General features: G+C 73.5%; 23 protein-coding genes. 12 read left to right on the top strand and 11 right to left on the bottom strand.

Annotation, left to right across the window (positions count from 1 at the left end; genetic code table 11):
• Nucleotides 1-114: 114 nt before the first annotated feature.
• A complete protein-coding gene (locus tag DMH12_RS27605) occupies nucleotides 115-330 on the top strand; it encodes a hypothetical protein (protein WP_125494164.1) in 216 nt (71 codons plus the stop codon).
• Nucleotides 331-414: 84 nt separating this feature from the next.
• Nucleotides 415-2,061 (top strand): DNA repair helicase XPB, encoded by a 1,647-nt coding sequence (locus DMH12_RS27600; protein ID WP_125494163.1) that lies wholly within the window; start codon nucleotides 415-417, stop codon nucleotides 2,059-2,061.
• A 31-nt stretch (nucleotides 2,062-2,092) separates the two neighbouring features.
• On the opposite strand, the gene DMH12_RS27595 is transcribed toward DMH12_RS27600, so the two are convergent.
• Nucleotides 2,093-2,278, bottom strand: coding sequence for a hypothetical protein (locus DMH12_RS27595; protein ID WP_185832580.1), 186 nt, complete (start codon nucleotides 2,276-2,278; stop codon nucleotides 2,093-2,095).
• A 299-nt stretch (nucleotides 2,279-2,577) separates the two neighbouring features.
• Here DMH12_RS27595 and DMH12_RS27590 point away from each other — a divergent pair, with 299 nt between their 5' ends.
• Nucleotides 2,578-4,623 (top strand): ATP-binding domain-containing protein, encoded by a 2,046-nt coding sequence (locus tag DMH12_RS27590; protein ID WP_125494161.1) that lies wholly within the window; start codon nucleotides 2,578-2,580, stop codon nucleotides 4,621-4,623.
• Between the two features lie 167 nt (nucleotides 4,624-4,790).
• Here the strand turns inward: DMH12_RS27590 and DMH12_RS27585 are convergent, their stop codons facing one another.
• The 3 genes from DMH12_RS27585 to DMH12_RS27575 all read right to left on the bottom strand — a co-directional run bounded on the left by DMH12_RS27585 (nucleotide 4,791) and on the right by DMH12_RS27575 (nucleotide 6,920).
• Nucleotides 4,791-5,480: a copper homeostasis protein CutC gene (locus DMH12_RS27585; protein WP_125494160.1), complete on the bottom strand. Its 690-nt coding sequence runs from the start codon at nucleotides 5,478-5,480 to the stop codon at nucleotides 4,791-4,793.
• Nucleotides 5,481-5,555: 75 nt separating this feature from the next.
• Nucleotides 5,556-6,239, bottom strand: coding sequence for a maleylpyruvate isomerase family mycothiol-dependent enzyme (locus DMH12_RS27580; protein WP_125494159.1), 684 nt, complete (start codon nucleotides 6,237-6,239; stop codon nucleotides 5,556-5,558).
• Between the two features lie 33 nt (nucleotides 6,240-6,272).
• The gene (locus DMH12_RS27575; RefSeq protein ID WP_125494158.1) at nucleotides 6,273-6,920 is read right to left on the bottom strand and encodes a TetR/AcrR family transcriptional regulator; all 648 of its coding nucleotides are present in this window, start codon (nucleotides 6,918-6,920) and stop codon (nucleotides 6,273-6,275) included.
• 99 nt (nucleotides 6,921-7,019) lie between these two features.
• Between DMH12_RS27575 and DMH12_RS27570 the strand changes: the two genes are divergently transcribed.
• On the top strand, nucleotides 7,020-7,682 hold the full coding sequence (locus DMH12_RS27570; RefSeq protein WP_125494157.1) for a hypothetical protein: 663 nt from the start codon (nucleotides 7,020-7,022) through the stop codon (nucleotides 7,680-7,682).
• Between the two features lie 10 nt (nucleotides 7,683-7,692).
• Nucleotides 7,693-8,772, top strand: coding sequence for a GNAT family N-acetyltransferase (locus DMH12_RS27565; protein WP_125494156.1), 1,080 nt, complete (start codon nucleotides 7,693-7,695; stop codon nucleotides 8,770-8,772).
• Here the strand turns inward: DMH12_RS27565 and DMH12_RS27560 are convergent.
• Nucleotides 8,754-9,053 carry a DUF4031 domain-containing protein gene (locus DMH12_RS27560; protein WP_125494155.1) on the bottom strand — a complete coding sequence of 100 codons (300 nt, stop codon included), beginning with the start codon at nucleotides 9,051-9,053 and terminating at the stop codon, nucleotides 8,754-8,756. The genes DMH12_RS27565 and DMH12_RS27560 overlap by 19 nt on opposite strands.
• Before the next feature lie 10 nt (nucleotides 9,054-9,063).
• A complete protein-coding gene (locus tag DMH12_RS27555; RefSeq protein ID WP_125494154.1) occupies nucleotides 9,064-9,444 on the bottom strand; it encodes a hypothetical protein in 381 nt (126 codons plus the stop codon).
• 55 nt (nucleotides 9,445-9,499) lie between these two features.
• Between DMH12_RS27555 and DMH12_RS27550 the strand changes: the two genes are divergently transcribed.
• The 4 genes from DMH12_RS27550 to DMH12_RS27535 all read left to right on the top strand — a co-directional run bounded on the left by DMH12_RS27550 (nucleotide 9,500) and on the right by DMH12_RS27535 (nucleotide 12,835).
• Nucleotides 9,500-10,456 (top strand): MurR/RpiR family transcriptional regulator, encoded by a 957-nt coding sequence (locus DMH12_RS27550; protein ID WP_399188973.1) that lies wholly within the window; start codon nucleotides 9,500-9,502, stop codon nucleotides 10,454-10,456.
• 103 nt (nucleotides 10,457-10,559) lie between these two features.
• Nucleotides 10,560-11,495, top strand: coding sequence for an N-acetylmuramic acid 6-phosphate etherase (gene murQ / locus DMH12_RS27545; RefSeq protein ID WP_125494152.1), 936 nt, complete (start codon nucleotides 10,560-10,562; stop codon nucleotides 11,493-11,495).
• 184 nt (nucleotides 11,496-11,679) lie between these two features.
• On the top strand, nucleotides 11,680-12,249 hold the full coding sequence (locus tag DMH12_RS27540) for a hypothetical protein (RefSeq protein WP_125494151.1): 570 nt from the start codon (nucleotides 11,680-11,682) through the stop codon (nucleotides 12,247-12,249).
• Between the two features lies 1 nt (nucleotide 12,250).
• On the top strand, nucleotides 12,251-12,835 hold the full coding sequence (locus DMH12_RS27535) for a TetR/AcrR family transcriptional regulator (protein ID WP_125494150.1): 585 nt from the start codon (nucleotides 12,251-12,253) through the stop codon (nucleotides 12,833-12,835).
• Nucleotides 12,836-12,844: 9 nt separating this feature from the next.
• On the opposite strand, the gene DMH12_RS27530 is transcribed toward DMH12_RS27535, so the two are convergent.
• Nucleotides 12,845-13,597 (bottom strand): SDR family NAD(P)-dependent oxidoreductase, encoded by a 753-nt coding sequence (locus tag DMH12_RS27530; RefSeq protein ID WP_125494149.1) that lies wholly within the window; start codon nucleotides 13,595-13,597, stop codon nucleotides 12,845-12,847.
• 95 nt (nucleotides 13,598-13,692) lie between these two features.
• Here DMH12_RS27530 and DMH12_RS27525 point away from each other — a divergent pair, with 95 nt between their 5' ends.
• On the top strand, nucleotides 13,693-14,331 hold the full coding sequence (locus DMH12_RS27525; RefSeq protein ID WP_125494148.1) for a TetR/AcrR family transcriptional regulator: 639 nt from the start codon (nucleotides 13,693-13,695) through the stop codon (nucleotides 14,329-14,331).
• Here DMH12_RS27525 and DMH12_RS27520 read toward each other — a convergent pair.
• Together DMH12_RS27520 and DMH12_RS27515 are read right to left on the bottom strand one after the other, a co-directional pair.
• Nucleotides 14,318-14,863, bottom strand: a complete 546-nt coding sequence (locus DMH12_RS27520; RefSeq protein WP_125494147.1) for a hypothetical protein — start codon at nucleotides 14,861-14,863, stop codon at nucleotides 14,318-14,320. The genes DMH12_RS27525 and DMH12_RS27520 overlap by 14 nt on opposite strands.
• A gap of 44 nt (nucleotides 14,864-14,907) precedes the next feature.
• Nucleotides 14,908-15,297, bottom strand: a complete 390-nt coding sequence (locus DMH12_RS27515; RefSeq protein WP_125494146.1) for a hypothetical protein — start codon at nucleotides 15,295-15,297, stop codon at nucleotides 14,908-14,910.
• 118 nt (nucleotides 15,298-15,415) lie between these two features.
• On the opposite strand from DMH12_RS27515, the gene DMH12_RS27510 reads away from it, so the two are divergent.
• Complete coding sequence (locus tag DMH12_RS27510) at nucleotides 15,416-16,255, top strand: helix-turn-helix transcriptional regulator (RefSeq protein WP_125494145.1); 840 nt, start codon at nucleotides 15,416-15,418, stop codon at nucleotides 16,253-16,255.
• The gene (locus DMH12_RS27505; protein WP_125494144.1) at nucleotides 16,239-16,430 is read left to right on the top strand and encodes a DUF397 domain-containing protein; all 192 of its coding nucleotides are present in this window, start codon (nucleotides 16,239-16,241) and stop codon (nucleotides 16,428-16,430) included. The genes DMH12_RS27510 and DMH12_RS27505 overlap by 17 nt, the downstream gene beginning before the upstream one ends.
• 15 nt (nucleotides 16,431-16,445) lie before the next feature.
• Here DMH12_RS27505 and DMH12_RS27500 read toward each other — a convergent pair whose 3' ends face one another.
• Both DMH12_RS27500 and DMH12_RS27495 read right to left on the bottom strand, forming a co-directional pair.
• Complete coding sequence (locus DMH12_RS27500; protein WP_260474362.1) at nucleotides 16,446-17,198, bottom strand: translation initiation factor IF-2; 753 nt, start codon at nucleotides 17,196-17,198, stop codon at nucleotides 16,446-16,448.
• Nucleotides 17,195-18,631: a carboxylesterase/lipase family protein gene (locus DMH12_RS27495; protein WP_260474363.1), complete on the bottom strand. Its 1,437-nt coding sequence runs from the start codon at nucleotides 18,629-18,631 to the stop codon at nucleotides 17,195-17,197. Before DMH12_RS27495 ends, DMH12_RS27500 begins: the two co-directional genes overlap by 4 nt.
• Between the last annotated feature and the right edge of the window lie 12 nt (nucleotides 18,632-18,643).

Genomic DNA, 18,643 nt, shown 5'->3' with positions numbered 1-18,643 from the left:
GATGGGTATGTGTGTGACACTAGTGGGAGACGCATACGTTTTTCTTTAGACGGTCGGGGCGCCGCCGGAGGTCGCGCGGGAGAGGGGCCAGGGGGCGCACGAGGGGGTAAGGCCATGCGTCCCAAGACCGCCGATCCCCTCCGCTCCGCCGCCCGTTCCGCCGTCGCCGTCTCCGTGGCCGCCCTGATCACCGCCGCGGCGCTGTTCGGCGCGCTCGCCCCCAAGGCCGCCGCGCTGCCGCTCCCGCTGCCCGTCACCGGCGTGGAGCCGCTGGTCACCGAGGGCGTCACCATCGAGGGGCCGCTGATCAACAACATCGGTCTCAAGTAGCCCGGCGGCGCGATCAGGCACACTGGACGTTTGGCCGATCCGTCGAGTCGCTGTCGGCCGTACGCACGCGAAAGGGTGCCGCCCGTGAATGGTCCGCTGATCGTCCAGTCCGACAAGACCCTGCTCCTGGAAGTCGACCACGAGCGGGCCGGTGACTGCCGTCGGGCCATCGCGCCGTTCGCCGAGCTGGAGCGGGCGCCCGAGCACATCCACACCTACCGGGTGACACCGCTGGGCCTGTGGAACGCGCGGGCGGCCGGCCACGACGCCGAGCAGGTCGTGGACGCCCTCGTCGAGTACAGCCGCTACCCCGTGCCGCACGCGCTGCTCGTCGACATCGCCGAGACGATGGACCGCTACGGCCGCCTCACCCTCTCCAAGCACCCCGCGCACGGCCTCGTCCTGACGACGACCGACCGCCCGGTGCTGGAGGAGGTCCTGAAGTCGAAGCGGATCGCGCCGCTGGTCGGCACCCGCATCGACCCCGACACGGTGGCCGTGCACCCCTCCGAGCGCGGGCAGATCAAGCAGACGCTGCTCAAGCTCGGCTGGCCCGCCGAGGACCTCGCCGGGTACGTCGACGGCGAGGCGCACCCGATCGAGCTGGCGGAGGACGGCTGGGCGCTGCGCCCGTACCAGAAGCAGGCGGTGGAGAACTTCTGGCACGGCGGCAGCGGTGTCGTCGTCCTGCCCTGCGGTGCGGGCAAGACGCTGGTCGGGGCCGGTGCGATGGCGCAGGCCAAGTCGACGACGCTGATCCTCGTCACGAACACCGTCTCCGCCCGGCAGTGGAAGCACGAGCTGGTGAAGCGCACGTCGCTGACCGAGGACGAGATCGGCGAGTACAGCGGCACGAAGAAGGAGATCCGGCCGGTCACCATCGCCACGTACCAGGTGCTGACGACCCGGCGGAAGGGCGTCTACCCGCACCTGGAGCTGTTCGACTCCCGGGACTGGGGGCTGATCGTCTACGACGAGGTGCACCTGCTGCCGGCGCCGGTCTTCAAGTTCACCGCCGATCTCCAGGCCCGGCGGCGGCTCGGTCTGACCGCGACGCTCGTCCGCGAGGACGGCCGCGAGTCCGACGTCTTCTCCCTCATCGGCCCGAAGCGGTTCGACGCGCCGTGGAAGGAGATCGAGGCGCAGGGCTACATCGCGCCCGCCGACTGCGTGGAGGTCCGGGTCAACCTCACCGACTCCGAGCGGCTGGCGTACGCCACCGCCGAGACGGAGGAGAAGTACCGCTTCTGCGCGACGACCGACACCAAGCGGAAGGTGACGGAGGCGATCGTGCGGCGTTTCGCCGGGCAGCAGATCCTCGTCATCGGCCAGTACATCGACCAGCTCGACGAACTGGGCGAGCACCTGGGCGCGCCGGTCATCAAGGGTGAGACGTCCAACGCCCAGCGGGAGAAGCTCTTCGACTCCTTCCGGCAGGGCGAGATCAGCGTGCTCGTCGTCTCCAAGGTCGCGAACTTCTCGATCGACCTGCCGGAGGCGACGGTCGCGATCCAGGTGTCGGGCACCTTCGGCTCCCGGCAGGAGGAGGCACAGCGGCTCGGCCGGGTGCTGCGTCCGAAGGCCGACGGTCACCAGGCGCACTTCTACTCGGTCGTCGCCCGCGACACCCTCGACCAGGACTTCGCCGCCCACCGCCAGCGCTTCCTGGCGGAACAGGGCTACGCGTACCGGATCATGGACGCGGACGAGGTGCTCGGCGAGGGGGTCTGAGGGGGCCTTCCCGAGTCCCGTCGGCCCGGGGTCAGTGGCGGCGGACGCCGGCCTCCTCCCCGTACGCGCCGAGGATCACTACGTCGAAGGCGGCGCCCGCGAACACCCGCACGGCGCGCACGGCGTCGCCGAGCCGGTGCCGGTGGCTGCCGGCCACGGGCGTGGCACCGGACGCACGGACCGGTGCCGGGGCGGGGTACATGGTTGCTGCGCTCATGTCTCCATGGTGCGACCGCCCGGCCCCCACCGGCATCGGTCTCGGGACCGAACCCGCTCCGCCCCCGCGTACACCTCCCGGGGGACGGGTGCCCCTCAGGTCGGAGGGCCCGTCCCCTAGGGGTCGAGCGGGGGATGACACCAGAGGGTGGAAAAGGGTTGGCCCGCCGGCCGCCCCCTCCTCTAAAATCTCCGCTCTTGCCCGCCTCCCTCACGGAGTGCCGTCGTCCGGTTGGAAACCGGTCGGCTTCCCGCGCGCGCCCGCGCCCACCGCACCGCAGGTCACCCGGAGGCACCGCCTTGTCCACGCCCGTCCACGACGACCCCCTGTCCCGCGAGCGCGCCCACCTGGCCGCCTCGCGCTCCGCCCTGCGCGCCATGCGCGAGGACGTGGAGACCCTCGACATCTCCGACGTGACCGCGAACTGGGTCAACGCCGCTGTCCTGGAACGCCAGATCGAGGACCGCATCAAGGCGCTGGCCGACCTCAGCGAGACCCCGCTGTTCTTCGGCCGGCTCGACTACCTGCACGCTCCCGGTGCCGAGCGGGCCGAGGGCGCGGAGGGCGAGCGCTTCTACGTCGGGCGCCGGCACGTGCACGACGCGGACGGCGACCCGATGGTGATCGACTGGCGGGCGCCGGTGTCGCAGCCGTTCTACCGGGCGTCGAAGAACGACCCGCTGGACGTCTCGCTGCGCCGCCGCTTCGGCTACACCGGCGGGGACCTCACGGCGTACGAGGACGAGCACCTGTCCGACCCGGCCGAGGCGGCGACCACCAGCAAGCTGCTCCAGCAGGAGATCGAGCGGCCGCGCGTCGGGCCGATGCGGGACATCGTCGCGACGATCCAGCCCGAGCAGGACGAGATCGTGCGCGCCGGGCTGTCCGGCTCGGTCTGCGTGCAGGGCGGCCCCGGCACCGGCAAGACCGCCGTCGGCCTGCACCGGGTCGCCTACCTCCTGTACGCCCACCGCGAGCGCCTGGCCCGCACCGGCACGCTGGTCATCGGGCCGAACCGGTCCTTCCTGCACTACATCGAGCAGGTGCTCCCGGCCCTCGGCGAGCTGACGGTCCGCCAGGCCACCGTCGAGGACCTGGTCGGTCACGTGGAGGTGCGTGGTACGGACGAGGCGGCGACGGCGGTGGTCAAGGGCGACGCGCGGATGGCGGAGGTGCTGCGCCGGGCCCTGTACGCGCACGTCTCCCCGCCCGCCGAGGGGATCGTCGTGGTGCGCGGCTCGCGGCGCTGGCGGGTGGCGGCGTACGAGCTGGAGGAGATCGTCCGTGAGCTGCTCGCCCGCGACATCCGCTACGGTGCCGCCCGCGAGGCGCTGCCGCAGCGCATCGCCCACCTCGTGCTGGTGCAGATGGAGCGGGCGGGCGAGGCGCCGGACGACCGGGTGCAGAACGCGGTGGCGCGCAACACGGCGGTGAAGGCCGCGGTGAAGGAGATCTGGCCGCCGGTCGACCCCGCCAAGCTGGTCCTGCGGCTCCTCTCCGACGCGGACTTCCTCGCCGAGCACGCCGCGGGGGTGCTCTCCGCGGACGAGCAGAAGGCGGTGCTGTGGGTGAAGCCGGCCCGCTCGGTGAAGTCCGCCAAGTGGTCGCCCGCGGACGCCGTGCTGATCGACGAGGCGACCGACCTGGTAGAGCGCACCCACTCGCTCGGGCACGTGGTCCTCGACGAGGCGCAGGACCTCTCCCCGATGCAGTACCGCGCGGTGGGCCGGCGCTGCACCACCGGCTCGGCGACCGTCCTCGGCGACCTGGCGCAGGGCACCACGCCGTGGGCGACGCGGAGCTGGGCCGAGGCGCTGGGGCACCTGGGCAAGGGCGAGGCCGTGGTGGAGGAGCTGACGGCCGGTTTCCGCGTGCCGACGGACGTCATCGCGTACGCCTCCCGGCTGCTGCCGCACATCGCGCCGGGCCTGACGCCGGTCGCGTCGATCCGCGAGAATCCGGGCTTCTTCGACGTCCGTACGACGCCCGCGGGAACGGCCGGAGTACTGGCGGCCTGCGACGAGCTGCTCTCCCGCGAGGGCTCGGTCGGCCTGATCGCGGCGGACGCGCGGGTGCCGGAGCTGGCGGCGGCGCTCGACGCGGCGGGCGTCGGGTACGTCGGGCCGGGCGAGGAGACCACCCACGCCACGCGGCTGACCCTGGTGCCGGCCTCGCTGGCCAAGGGCCTGGAGTACGACTACGTGGTGCTGGACGAACCGCGGGCCGTGGTGGACGGCGAGCCGGACGAGCGGACGGGGCTGCGGCGGCTGTACGTGGCGCTGACGCGTGCGGTCTCGGGGCTGATCGTGACGCACGCGACGGAGCTGCCGCCGCAGCTTGGTTAGCGTGCCCGGGGGTGGGTGACGCGGCCCGGCGCTTGCCGGGTGCCTCCCCCACTCTCGGCTTCGCTCGAGCGGGGGGACCCCCACCGCCCACCCGTGCCGCCCCTGGGGGTACCTCCCAGGCCGTTCAGGCACTGGGGGAGGCACGACTGCCCGCAGCTGGGGAGGGATTAGTCTCCCAACACCCGGCGCCACTCCCGAACCGCCTCCGCCGACACCGGCCCCGCCCACCCGGAGGGCCTCGCCGCCCCGCCGATGTGGAACGCGTCGATCCCCGCCGCCAGCAGCCCCGGCACGTGGTCGAGGCGCAGGCCGCCGCCGACGAGGAGCTGCTGCTCGTAGCCCGGCTCGCCCCGGCGCCGCGCCTCGGCGAGCAGGACGGTCATGCCCTCGTCCACGCCGCCGGCCGCGCCGGCCGTGAGGTAGGTGTCCAGCCCCGGGAAGTCCCCGAGCTGCTTGCGCAGGGCGTCGCGGTTCGCGGCGCGGTCGATCGCCCGGTGGAAGGTCCACCGGCACCCGTGCAGCACGCCCGCGATCCGCTCCACCGCGTGGAGGTCCACGTCCCCGTCCGGGTCGAGGAACCCGAGCACGAACTCCGTCGCCCCGGCCTCCCGCATCCGGCCGGCCAGCCGCGTCAGCCGTTCGACGTCCCCGGCGGCGAACCCGTCCGCGAGGCGCAGCATCACCCGCAGGTCGATGTCGACGGCGGCGCGGATCGCGGCGACGGTCTCGGCCGACGGGGTGAGTCCGTCGGCCGCCATGTCGGTGACCAGTTCGAGGCGATCCGCGCCTCCAACCTGGGCGGCGACCGCGTCCTCGACGTCGAGGGCGATCACCTCCAGGACTGCACGCTTGCTCATGGGACCCCATTCGTCGGCCTGCTACAGGTCTAGTCCAATCCAAGACTACGCCCAGACGGCGGGCCGGGGCGCCCCTCAGTCGCCGAAGAGGTTCAGCTCCGCCGCTTCCACCCCGGCCAGCTCGTACCCGGCCGGGTCGCCCGCCGGCCGGCCCGCGTACAGCCGTACGAGGGTGGCGGCGTCGCCGATGAACCGGCCCGGGGGCCGCTCACCGCTCACCGCGCCCAGTTTCAGGGGCTCGTCCACGTCGTCGAGGTCGGCGTGGAGCGGCACGTGGCCGCGGTCGCGGGTGAGGGTGGCGAGCAGCGCGAGGGCGGCGGGCAGGCCGGGCCCGGCGTACGCGCCCGGCTCGCCCAGGGCCGTCCGCACGTCACCCGCGTGCACCCACTCCCCCAGCGCGACCCCGTCCAGCGCGCCGCCCGCGCGGCCGATCACCGGACCGGCCTCGGTCATGCCGCGCTCCAGCTCGTCCACGACGCGGGCGTTGCTCCAGTCCGCGCGTGCGGCGATGTCGCGGTCGTTGGACGCGGGCGAGAAGACGCCCTCCTCGAAGCGGTTCTCCACCACCCGGATCAGCGCGCTGGAGCAGTGCGCCAGCACGTCGCGCACGGTCCAGCCCGGACACGCGGCCACGGGCAGCGCGAAGTCCGCGTCCGCCCGCGCCCGCAGCAGGGGCACCAGTGCGTCCCGCTCGATGGTCAGCAGCCGCCCGGGCAGCTCGGGGTCGCGTACGTCGTTCACGTCGGCAGGAGTCGTCATGGACCCCACGTTAGGGCCGGGCGGTGGCCGCGGTCAGCGTCCCGACAGGTCGTCGACCTCGGCGTCGAAGAGCAGGGCGGGGTCGAAGCCCATGCCGTTGAAGTGTCCGGCGAGTTCGAGGGAGAGGGCGCCGTGCACGCGGGTCCAGAAGGCGAGGGCGCGGTGCAGGGCCGCGGCGGGGGCCGGGTGGCCGGCCGCCCACTGCCGGTGGCCGTCGAGGTGGGCGTCGAAGTCGGCGGCGGGGCCGTCCGACGGCAGTGCGGCGCAGGCGTCGAGGATGACCGCCATGGTCTCGGCGGCGATCCCGGTGATGTCGTCGGGGGCGTGGTAGCCGGGGACGGGGGTGCCGAAGACGAGGAAGTAGCGCTGGGGGTCGGCGAGGGCCCAGGTGCGCAGGACGTGCGCGAGTCCGGCGAGGCCGGCGCCGGAGCCGGCGGCCGCCTTGAAGTCGTCGGCGAGGCTGCGGTAGGCGTCCCGGACCAGTTCGGTGATCAGCTCGTCGCGGCCGGCGAAGTACCGGTAGAGCGCGGGCCCGCTCATGCCCATCCGCTTGGCGATCGCGTTGAGCGAGAGCGCGGAGGCGCCCGCCGCGGCGATCTGCTCCCACGCGTGTTCCTTGATCTCCGCGCGCACCTGGGTGCGGTAGCGCTCGCGCGGGGTCCCGGTGCGCGCCTCGGGCATGGTCCGCCGCCTCTCCTCTTCCACGTCGCTTCATCGCCGCTTCATCGTCAAGATTGAGTGAGAGGTTATCACCGGAGCTGTCGCTGGAAGAATGGGCGCATGGCCGACCTCGACGCCCTGCGCTCCCGCTTCGCCCGTGCCCTGGAGCAAGCCGCCGCCCCCGGTTCCGGCCCCGACCCGGCGCCGTACGCCGACCGTCTGCTCGCCCGCTGGCAGGAGCCGCACCGGCGGTACCACACGCTCGCGCACCTGACCGCCGTACTGGACCACGTCGACGTACTGGCCGAGCACGCCGACGACTTGGCCGCCGTCCGGCTCGCCGCCTGGTTCCACGACGCGGTCTACCTCCCCGAGCGCTCCGAGAACGAGGAGCGCTCGGCCCGGCTCGCCGAGCGCGCCCTGGCCGAGGCCGGGGTCCCGGCGGGGCGCACCGCCGAGGTGGCCCGGCTGGTCCGCCTCACCGTCACCCACGCCCCGGCCGACGACGACCGCGACGGACAGGTGCTGTGCGACGCGGACCTGGCGGTCCTCGCCTCGCCGCCGTCGGCGTACGCGGCGTACACGGCCGCCGTGCGCGAGGAGTACCACTTCGTGCCGAACGACGCCTTCCGCGAGGGCCGGGCCGCGGTCCTGCGACAGCTGCTCGCCCTGCCCCGGCTGTTCCACACCCCGCACGGCCGCCGGGAGTGGGAGGCGACCGCACGCCACAACATCACCGGCGAGCTGGAAATGCTGTCGCTCAAGGACTCCCCGGACGCTTAGCCTGCCCGGCATGCGGACCATGGGCGGGGAACAGGTGGAGGAAGCCGTCGCGAGCGCCGTCGCGCTGCTGCGGACGGCGGTCGACCGGGACTGGGAGACGGCGCGGGCGGGCCGGCTGGAGTGGAGCTGCCGGTACACGGCGGAGCACGTCGCGGGCGATCTCATCGCCTACGCGGGGCAGTTGGCCGGACGCGCCACCGACGCGTACGTCCCCTTCGAGATCACCTTCGACGAGGGCACCGACAACGAGGGCGTGCTCCATGTGATCGAAACGACCTGCGCGCTGCTCGCCGCGACCCTGCGCACCACCCCGCGCGAGGTCCGCGCCTTCCACCCGTACCCCTACCGCAGCGCGAATCGCGAGGGCTTCGCCTCGATGGGGATCGCCGAGGTGTTCCTGCACACGCACGACATCGCCGAGGGCCTCGGCCTGGCCTACGAGCCGCCGGCCCGGCTGTGCGCGGACGTCCTCGCCCGGCTCTTCCCGCACGTCCAGCCCGGCCCCGACCCCTGGCGCACCCTGCTGTGGGCCACCGGCCGCGGCGACCTGCCCGGACGTGCCCCGGTCACCGAGTGGCGCTGGCGCAACAACCTGGTGATCCCGGCCGAACGGCTCACCCTCCAGGGCGTCACGCCGGCCGCCGCCACCGACCTCGCCGCGGGCGGCGACGGCGGGTTCGAGTGGGTGGGCAGCGGGCCCTTCCAGGGCACCCGGGACGCCGCCACGATGCTGCTCAAGGCGTACGAGGGGGGCGTGCACCGGCCGGAGTGGGGCGTGTTCGCACTGGTGCGCCGGGAGGACGGCCGCGCGGTCGGCGGTATGGGCTTCCACGGGCCGCCGGACGAGGACGGGCGCGTGGAGATCGGCTACGACCTCGCCGAGGCGGCCCGCGGCCACGGCTACGCCACCGAGGCGCTGCGCGCGCTGTCCGCGTGGGCGCTGGCGCGGGAGGAGGTGACGTCGGTGTTCGCCACGACCGAGCCCGCCAACGTCGCCTCCCAGGCAGTGATCACCCGCGCCGGCTTCACCCGGGTCGCCGGCGACGAGGGACAAGACGAGGGACAACTCGCCTACGAACTGCGCGGCTGAGTCCCGGCTCCGGACCCGGTCCCCGCGCCCTTGCGGCGCCGCAGCCCCGCCCCGTGCAGCAGCCGCACCACCTCGCGGCTGCTGACCTCCAGCGCACCGGCGGACACCGCGTCGGCGTACCGCTGGGCGGGGACGTCGTAGTGGTCGCGTTCGAAGGCGCGGCGCGGCACGCCCAGCCTCGCGGCGAACGCGTGCAGCTCGGCGTAGGAGACGTCGCTGACCAGGTGCGACCACATGCGGCCGTGGCCGGGCCAGGTCGGCGGGTCGATGTAGACGGTCACCGGGGCGTCCTCACGGTGCGGAGCCGCCGATGGCGCCGCCCAGCGAACCGACCGCGGCGACCTTCACGCCCGCCTTGCCGCACACCCAGTGGGGGTCGGGACCCAGCTCCGGCTCGACGTCCAGCGCGTGCGGGTCGCCGGAGCCGCAGACCGGGCAGAGCGGCCAGCGGCCGTAGCGCTCCAGCAGGGCGTCCTGCACGTCCTGCGCGACCAGCCCGGCCACGAACTCCGCGCCCTCGGGCCACTGCTCGACCCACCAACGCCGTTGTACGACGGACTCCTCGACCAGCGACACGACGTCCGGCTCGGCTACCTCGCCCGCCACCAGATCGGCGAGCACGAGAGCGCGCGCGGCGTGCAGCGTCTGCTCCAGGGGGCTGATGGGGTCCATGCACCCATTGTGCGCACTCTTGACCCGCGGACCGAAACGAAAATATCTTTCATGAGTGACCGATGAAGTGAAGGAAACTTTCGCGAAGGCCTCCGGGGGCCGTCGCGCCGCCGGCGGCGGGACCGCGCCGCCCGCGCCCGCCGCCCTCGCGGCCAAGGTGCGCACCCTGGCGCCGTCGATGACCCGCTCCATGCAGCGGGTCGCCGAAGCCGTCGCCGGCGACCCGGCCGGCTGCGCCGCCCTCACGGTCACCGGTCTCGCCGAGCTGACCGGCACCAGCGAGGCGACCGTCGTCCGCACCGCCCGGCTGCTCGGCTACCCCGGCTACCGCGACCTGCGCCTCGCCCTGGCCGGGCTCGCCGCCCAGCAGCAGTCCGGCCGCGCGCCCGCCATCACGACCGACATCGCGGTGGACGACCCGATCGCCGACGTCGTCGCCAAGCTGGCCTACGACGAGCAGCAGACCCTCGCCGACACCGCCGCCGGGCTGGACACCGGCCAGCTCGGCGCGGCCGTCGCCGCGCTGGCGGCCGCCCGCCGCACCGATGTGTACGGCATCGGCGCCTCCGGCCTGGTCGCCCAGGATCTCACCCAGAAACTCCTGCGCATAGGCCTGATAGCCCACGCCCACAACGACCCGCACCTCGCCGTGACCAACGCGGTGCAGCTGCGCACCGGCGACGTCGCCCTCGCGATCACCCACTCCGGGTCGACCGGCGACGTCATCGAACCGCTGCGGGCCGCCTTCGAACGCGGCGCGACGACCGTCGCCATCACCGGCCGCCCCGACAGCCCCGTCACGCAGTACGCCGACCACGTGCTGACCACGTCGACGTCGCGGGAGAGTGAGCTGCGGCCGGCGGCGATGTCCTCCCGGACGAGTCAGCTGCTGGTGGTGGACTGCCTGTTCGTGGGGGTGGCGCAGCGGACGTACGACTCGGCTGCGCCGGCTTTGGCGGCGTCCTACGAAGCGCTGGCCCATCGGCACGGGGCGCTCCGCGGGAGACCGTAGGGGCAATCGCCGTTCGCGGCCGCGCGTCCGTTGTGGCTGGTCGCGCAGTTCCCCGCGCCCTTGGGGCAATACAGAGACCGACGTTGGAAAGAGCCGTTTCCTGATGACTGCAACCCCCCATCACCCCGATCTCCGTTCCCAGTTGGAGACACTCGCCACCGAGGCGTTCCGCCCCGAGCTGGCCGAGATCGATCGGCTGCCCACCCTCGACATCGCCCGGACGATGAACGGTGAGGACGCCGGCGTCGCCGCCGCCGTGGCAGCGCGGTTGCCGGAGATCGCCGGTGCCATCGACGCCGTGGCCGCCCGGATGGCACGCGGCGGGCGGCTGGTCTACGCGGGCGCCGGGACCGCCGGACGGCTCGGGGTGCTGGACGCCTCGGAGTGCCCGCCCACCTTCAACACCGCGCCGGGACAGGTCGTCGGCCTGATCGCGGGCGGCCCGGACGCCATGGTCACCTCCGTCGAGGGCGCCGAGGACTCGCCCGAGCTGGCCCGTGCCGACCTGGAGGCCCTCGGGCTCACCGCCGACGACGCGGTGGTCGGCGTCTCCGCCTCCGGCCGCACCCCGTACGCCGTCGGCGCCGTCGAGCACGCCCGCGCGGTGGGCGCCCTGACCGTGGGGCTGGCCTGCAACGAGGGCAGCGCCCTGGCCGCCGCCGCCGAGCACGGCATCGAGGTCGTCACCGGGCCCGAGCTGATCACCGGGTCGACGCGCCTGAAGGCCGGCACGGCGCAGAAGCTCGTCCTCAACATGCTGTCGACGATCACCATGGTCCGGCTCGGCAAGACGTACGGGAACCTGATGGTGGACGTGCGCGCGTCCAACGAGAAGCTGCGCGCCCGCTCACGCCGGATCGTCGCGCTCGCCACCGGCGCCGCCGACGCCGACATCGAGCGCGCGCTGACCGCCACCGACGGCGAGGTCAAGCACGCGATCCTGGTCCTCCTCGCCGACGTGGACGGCCCGACCGCGGCCCGCCTCCTGGCGGACTCCGACGGCCACCTGAGGGCAGCGCTGGCGGCGGCGGACGGCTGACCCGCGCGACGCCGTCCGGCGGTCCGGGTGGCGGAGGGGTGCCGCGCCCGCCCCGTGGCCGTCCGACCCGGACCCCGACCCCGGTTCCGGCGGGCGCGGCGCCCTGTTGCGCGACCAGGCCCGCCGGGCAGGCCCCCGCCCACCGGCCCGGGGCCGCCCCGCGGCGTGTGCCATTCTGAAGGACATGAACCACGCCCAGCTGACCGCCCTGGGCCGCGCCCTGCGCCTCCTCGGTGAGCACGGCGAGGCCCTGACCGGCGACACCCCGGACGCCAAGCTGCACGAGGTCCGCGCGGACGTGAAGCGCGCGCTGGACCTGCTGGAGGAGAGCGTCGCGACGGCGGCCCCCAGCACTCGCTGCCCGGAGCATCCGACGGGACCGGTCGACGAGGCCGCCCCCGACCGCTGCCTGCTGTGCGAGACCCGCCGCCGCAGCGCCCGCCGCGCCGAGTACAACGGCGGCCCCCTCCCGGCCCGGCCCACCGAGCCGGTCCAGTCCCGTTACGGAGTGCGGGGCGACCGTCCGCAGCCCCAGCAGCGCTGGCTGCCCGAGCTGTGGAACGGGCAGGCGTGGCAGCTGTGCGGCACCCCGCGCCGCGACCGCCGCGAGGCCGAGCTGTACATCGCGGCCCAACTGCGCGCCCCGCGGGCGGCCATGGCGTACCGGCTGGTCCACGAGTTCACGGACTACGAGGTGCTGCGGGTGTGGGGCACGCCGGTGCGGGTCGACATCGAACCGATGGGCGGCCTCTGAGGTGGTCAGACGGAACGACCTGCGGCGCGCCGCCCTCGTCGACGCCGCCATCGAGGTACTGGCCGCGCAGGGCGCCCGGGGCCTGACCTTCCGGGCGGTGGACGCCGAGGCCGCCGTCCCGGCCGGCACCGCGTCCAACTACTTCGCCAACCGCGACGACCTGCTCACCCAGACCGGCGCCCGTGTCTACGAGCGTCTCGTCCCGGACGAGACGACGATCGCCCGCCAGCGCGCGGCCGGGAACGACCGCGCCACCTACGTCCGGCTGATGCGCGAACTCGTCGACCGCATCTCCTCCTTCCGCTCCGGCTACCTCGCGCTGCTCGAACTGCGCCTGGAGGCCACCCGGCGCCCCGGCCTGCGCGCGGTCCTGACCGAGCGCATCCGCGAGGACGTCGACGCCAACGTCGCCTACCACCAGGGCTCCGGCCTCCCCGGCGACGCCATGGCCGTCAAGCTGCTCTACCTCGCCCTGAACTGGCTGATCGTCGAGCAGCTCACCCTCCCGGACGTGTTCACCGAGGAGGAGCGCGACCAGTTGGTGACGGCGGCGGTCGAACGGATCGTGGTGCCGGACCAGGCCTGACCCGGCGGCTCAGAGCTGGTTCTCGCCGCCGTCCACGTGCCAGTTGACGCCGAGTACGAAGCTGCTGCGCGGGGATGCGAGGAAGGCGACCACCTCGGCGACCTCCTCGGGTCGCCCCACCCGGCCCAGGGGGACTCCCGCGGCGAACCGCGCCTTGGTCGCCTCCGGGTCCGGGGTGCCGGCGGCCACGGCGTCGGCCGCGGGGGTGGCGATGGTCCCCGGAGAGACGGCGTTGACCCGCACGCCCCGGCCCTTCAGCTCGTTCGCCCAGGTCCGGACGTACGAACGGACCGCCGCCTTGGTCGCCGCGTACGTGCCGAACGCCTCGACCCCGTCGTCGGCGCGCACCGAGGTGTTGACGACGACGGACGCGCCGTCGTTGAGCAGCGGCAGCGCCTTCTGCACGGTGAAGACGGTGCCGCGCACATTGACCCCGAAGATCTGGTCGTAGTGCTCCTCGGTGGTCTCCTCCAGCGTCGCGAAGGCGCCGGACCCCGCGTTCGCGAAGAGCACGTCGAGCCCCCGGCCGCGGGCGCGGACCGCGTCGTAGAGCCGGTCCAGGTCGGCCTGGTCGGCGATGTCCCCCGCCACCGCGGTCGCCCGCTCCGCGCCGATCGCCTCCACGGCCGCGTCCAGCTCGGCCTTGCGCCGCCCGGTGATGAACACGTACGCCCCGTCCGCCGCCAGCCGCAGGGCGGTGGCCAGACCGATCCCGCTGCTGCCGCCGGTGATCACCGCGGTCTTGCCGTCGAACTGCCCCATGGGAATGACCTCCGTCGATTTAAGTACCGATCGGTACTGAACAGCGACCGTAGCACTTCAAAACCGATCGGTACAGAAGAGGTATGCTCGATGCCATGGATGCCACGGATGCCACGGAGAGGGGCCGGAAGAAGGCGCCGGTCGGCCGGCCGCGGGGCTTCGACGCCGACGAGGCGCTGGAGCGCGCGATGCGGGTCTTCTGGGAGCACGGCTACGAGGGCGCGGGCCTGACCGACCTCACCCAGGCCATGGGCATCACCCGCACCAGCATGTACGCGGCGTTCGGCAACAAGGAGGCCCTGTTCCGCAAGGCCCTGGAGCGCTACGAGGAGGGCCCCGCCTCCTACCTGGCACGCGCCCTGGACGAGCCGACCGCCCGCGAGGTCGCCACCGCCTTCCTGAACGGCTCGGTGCGCACCACCACCAGCCCGGGCCGCCCGAGCGGCTGCCTCGGCGTCCAGGGTTCCCTCGCCGCCGGCGAGTCGGGCCGGGCCGCCCGGGACCTGCTCGCCGACTGGCGCAACGGCGGCGTCGACCGGCTCCGGGACCGGTTCCGGCGCGCCGTGGACGAGGGCGACCTGCCCCCCGGCACCGACCCGGCCCTCTTGGCCCGCTACCTCATGACCGTCGCCAACGGCATCGCCGTACAGGCGGCCGGGGGCGCCGCCCAGGAGGACCTGCGGCAGGTGGCCGACCTAGCCCTGCGGGGCTGGCCGCCTCTCACGGAGAGCTGACGGCCGCCCAACCGGTGGCGGCCACCACCTCCCGGGCGACGTCGACGACGAGCCGCCCGTCCGTCGCCACGCGCACGGTGTCTTCGGGAGCCCGCTGGTCCAGGAGCCGTGCCTTGCGGATACTCCCTTCCAGCTCGTGCTCCAGCTCGGAGCCGCGTTCGCGACCCACCAGCCGTTCGCGGGCGGTGGCGTCGGAGGCGGTGAGCAGGACGCGTGTGACGCGTACTCCACTCCCCAGGGCACGTTCGAACATGCCCGCCGCCTCCGGCAGCACGCTCAGGGTGTTCGTGTAGAGGAGGCGCCGGTATCCGCGCCGGGCGAAGTTGGCCCACACGGCGGTCAGGTTGCTCTCGGTGATCTCCGCGCGGTGCGGGTCTCCCTCCGGGGCGGGATGCACCTGCCCCATGAAGTCACCGTCGATGATCGCGTGAGCGACGGCCGCGGAGCGCAGCAGAGCCGAGACCTCCCACCCCACCGTCGTCTTGCCGACACCGGCTCGTCCACCGATGAGCAACGCCTCTGCGTGATCCACCCGCGCAGCCTGCCAGCGGCCGGCCACTTCGGGCGAGGCAATATCTAGCCCCGCGCGCTCTCATGGTTCGTGCGCCGCAGTCTGGCCCGCATCACCTGGTCCGTCGCCGCCGCCGCGACCGACCCGTGCGGGCAGTCCCACTCCCGGCCGCCACCGACCGGACGCAGTTGCACGCTGCCACCGACGTGCCCCATCACCTCCCCCACCCGGCCGTCCCGCGCGTCCACGGCATGCGTGCCGACGGCCGGGCTCTCACCCCGCACCACCGATGCCAGCCGCTCGGCCACCCGGACGTTGCAGCGTCCCAGCTCGACCAGGGCGAACGGCTCGTCGCTCGCGCCGGTCACCGGATCGACGCACAGGGACGGCAGGACGATGCCCGCGCCCAGGAGTGCCTGCCGCAGGGACTCGACGGTTTCCTCGGTCGAACGCACCCTTCTCCACCTCCACGCTGAGTTTGTGATTCGCCACACAGCGTGTCCGGTACGCCTCTAACCTGGCCAGAGAGGGCGCCCCAACAACCCCTGCTGTAGGACCGGGAGTTCCGTCGCCATGCCTGGACCGAAAGACCTCGACCCCTCTACGTCCCCCCGCGCCCTGCTGGGTGCGGAGTTGCGCCACGCGCGGGAGAAGGCCGGGCTGAGCCAGGAGGAGCTGGGCGGGCGGCTGTTCGTCAGCGGCTCGTTCATCGGCCAGCTGGAGTCCGGTACGAGGAGGATGCAGCGCGAGTACGCGGGGCTGCTGGACGACGCCCTCGGGACGGACGAATTCTTCCGGCGCAACTGTGCGGCTTCGGCGAAGTCCAAGTACCCCGAGCACTTTGCCGAGGCGGCGGAGGCGGAAGGATCAGCTACGGCGATCAAGGAGTACGCGTCGATGCTGATCCCCGGGCTGCTCCAGACGCCCTCATACGCCCGGGCCGTCTGCCGCGCCTATCAGCCGACGGCGACCGACGAAGTGATCGACGAGCTGGTGGCGGCACGGATGGAGCGGGCCCGTATCCTCGCCGATCCAACAGAGCCTATGTTGTGGGCCGTCCTTGACGAATCCGCACTGCGCCGCGCCACCGGCGGGCGGGATGTGATGGCAGGAGCACTCCACCACATCGCCGCCCTCATGCGCGAGAACCGGGTCATCGTGCAGGTGCTGCCCTTTGATGCGGGAGCGCACCCCGCGATGCAGGGCTGCGTCAAGCTGATGGACTTCGCGGACGCTCCTCCGCTGGTTTACCTCGAAGGAGTGGGCACCGGGCGGGTGGACGACGATCCGGCCACCGTCGGGCGCTACAGGTTCTACTACGAACTCCTCATGGTCTCCGCGCTCTCGCCTACGAAATCCCTGTCCATGATCGAGGAGCTGGCGCAGAATTACGCCCATGGAGACGACCTCTGAGTACGCGTGGCACAGGTCCAGCTACAGCGGCGGCAGCGGCGACAACTGCCTGGAAATGGGGCGCGGCAACCCCACCGCCACCCCCGTCCGCGACTCCAAGACCCCCGACGGACCAACCCTCCGCTTCCAAGCCGCCGCCTGGTCCGCCTTCATAGGCGCCCTCAAGGCGCCCTGACCCGGCGTCGGGCGTTCAGTGCGGCGGTGGTGCCGGGTGCAGGGCGTTGGACACCGTGCAGCCGGCCTCCCCGCGCATCCGCTGGATCCGGGGCGGCACCCACACCTCCCTCTCGCCGGGGCCCACGCGGGCGAGGACGCAGTCCTGCGGGCCGAAACCGTCGCCCGGCACCAGCAGGAGTACGCCGACCCGGCCGTCCTCCGCCTTCACCTCGCTGTGTATGGCCGGGTCCATGTCCAGCGCGCCGATCACCCGCCGCACCTCCGCCTCGTCCGCCCGCTCGCCCTCCGGCACTCGCGGGAGCTTCGCGCGCAGTTCCTTTTCGGGCAGTTGGAGCGGCTCGGGCGCCGGGCCGAAGACCAGGGGGAGGCTGTCCGGGCAGTCCACGTCACGGGGCTTCTCGCGCCACTCGGACCAGGGCGCCACGCGGACCGCGAAACACCGCCGTACGGTGATCTCCTCGATGTCGAAGGTCGCGTTGTACGCCGTGCCGGACGTGCGGACGACCAGCTCGAGGCCGTCCCCGTCGCGTGACGAGGTGCCGTCCACCCGCATCACCTCCACCCCCTCCATGGCGGCGGCCTCACGCCCCGCCTCATCCGGCGTGCGGGTGCGCTGGCCGTAGAGCCGCTCGCCCACTGACTTGGCCACCTCGCGGGCCTCGTCCGTCGCCTTCTCCTCGGAGGGCTCGGCCACCCCGCAGCCCCCGACGAGCAGCGCCAGGGGCGCGAGCAGCAGCAGCGGACGCAGTGCCAGTCTGGCGCTCACGCGCCCCGCCCCACGAGGGGCAGCGGCGTGAACTCGTAGCCCTCCCAGAGGCGCCGGGACGCCTCCTCCGGATACGGCGCGACGACCGGCTCCGCGTCGAGGACCTGGACCAGGCGCCGTTCCGTGTCGTACTCCGGCCAGCCGGGGTCGCCCGTGCGTGCGAACGCCGTCCAGGACGACCGGAATCGGGACGACAGGGCCAACGCCTCAGGGGACGGTTCCGCACCGGCGAAGACGAGGAGGCCGAGGTCGGCCCCGAAGGTGCCGAAGAGCAGCGGGACGTCCAGGGCGTGGCAGGCGCCGAGGGCGCCGCCGTCTGCCGGGGCGGGCCAGGTCAGCTCGTAGACGTGGGCGCGGCCCCCGCCCGCGAGATGCGCCTCGGCCAGGTGGAGTGAGGGCATGCCGAACAGCCAGTCCGTCTGGACGCGTTCGTAGAGGTCGTTCGCCGAGGCGCCGGGGAACGCCGCGCGGTAGGCCGCCTCGCCGCCCGGCGCGTACAGGCGCAGGGCGGCGCGCGCCCGTTCCTCGCCGATCCCGCCGAGCTTGCCCGCCATCATGGAGAACAGGCGGTTCTCGTCGCGGTTGTGACCGGCCATCAGGTCGACGTCGCGAGAAGCGCCGGCGGCCAGCGCCCGCCAGGGCGTGACCGGCAGGACCTCGCCGTCGACGACCGGGGCGTACGGGGTGACGGTGGGCGCTGCCTGTCCCCAGCGGTCGACGCGGCCGGGCATCTTCGGGGCGAGGGCCTGACCGGCCTTGACGAGTTGCTCGGGAGCGAGGGCGCCGAGGTCGGCGACGGTGGGGCGCAGACCGGCCTCGGCGGCGAGGGCGGTGCTGAGGTCCACGGCCAGTTCCGGTGAGAAGAAGGTGCCCGGCACGCTCTGCGCGATGGCCCGCCCGAAGAGTCCGGCGGCACTCGGCATGGCGAGCAGTGAGGCCACGGAACCGGCGCCCGCGGACTCCCCGAAGACGGTGACCCGGCCCGGATCCCCGCCGAACGCGGCGATGTTGTCCCGTACCCACTCCAGCGCGGCCACCTGGTCGAGCAGACCCCGGTTGGCGGGGGCGCCCTCGATGTGGGCGAACCCCTCCATGCCGAGGCGGTAGTTGAGGGTGACGACGACGAGGTCGCCGTCGGCGGCGATGCGGCGGGCGTCGTAGCCGGGGCTGCCGGAGTGGCCGAGTTTGTAGGCGCCGCCGTGGATCCAGACCATCACCGGGCGGTGGGCGGCCGGATCTGGCTCCGGTGTCCAGACGTTGACGGTCAGCCAGTCGTCGCCCTGGGGGAGCGCACCGGCCGGGCCCGCGATGCCGAGGTCCTGCGGGGGCGGCGGGCCGAAGGCGTACGCGTCGCGTATGCCCGTCCCAGGGCGGTCCCGGCTGGGGCCGCGCGTATCCCGCACCACACCCGCGGGGCTGGCGAGGCAGAGCAGTCCGACGACGAG

This window comes from Streptomyces sp. WAC 04229, assembly GCF_003947455.1.
Taxonomy (GTDB): Bacteria; Actinomycetota; Actinomycetes; order Streptomycetales; family Streptomycetaceae; genus Streptomyces.
This window is presented reverse-complemented; position numbering and strand designations above follow the sequence as displayed.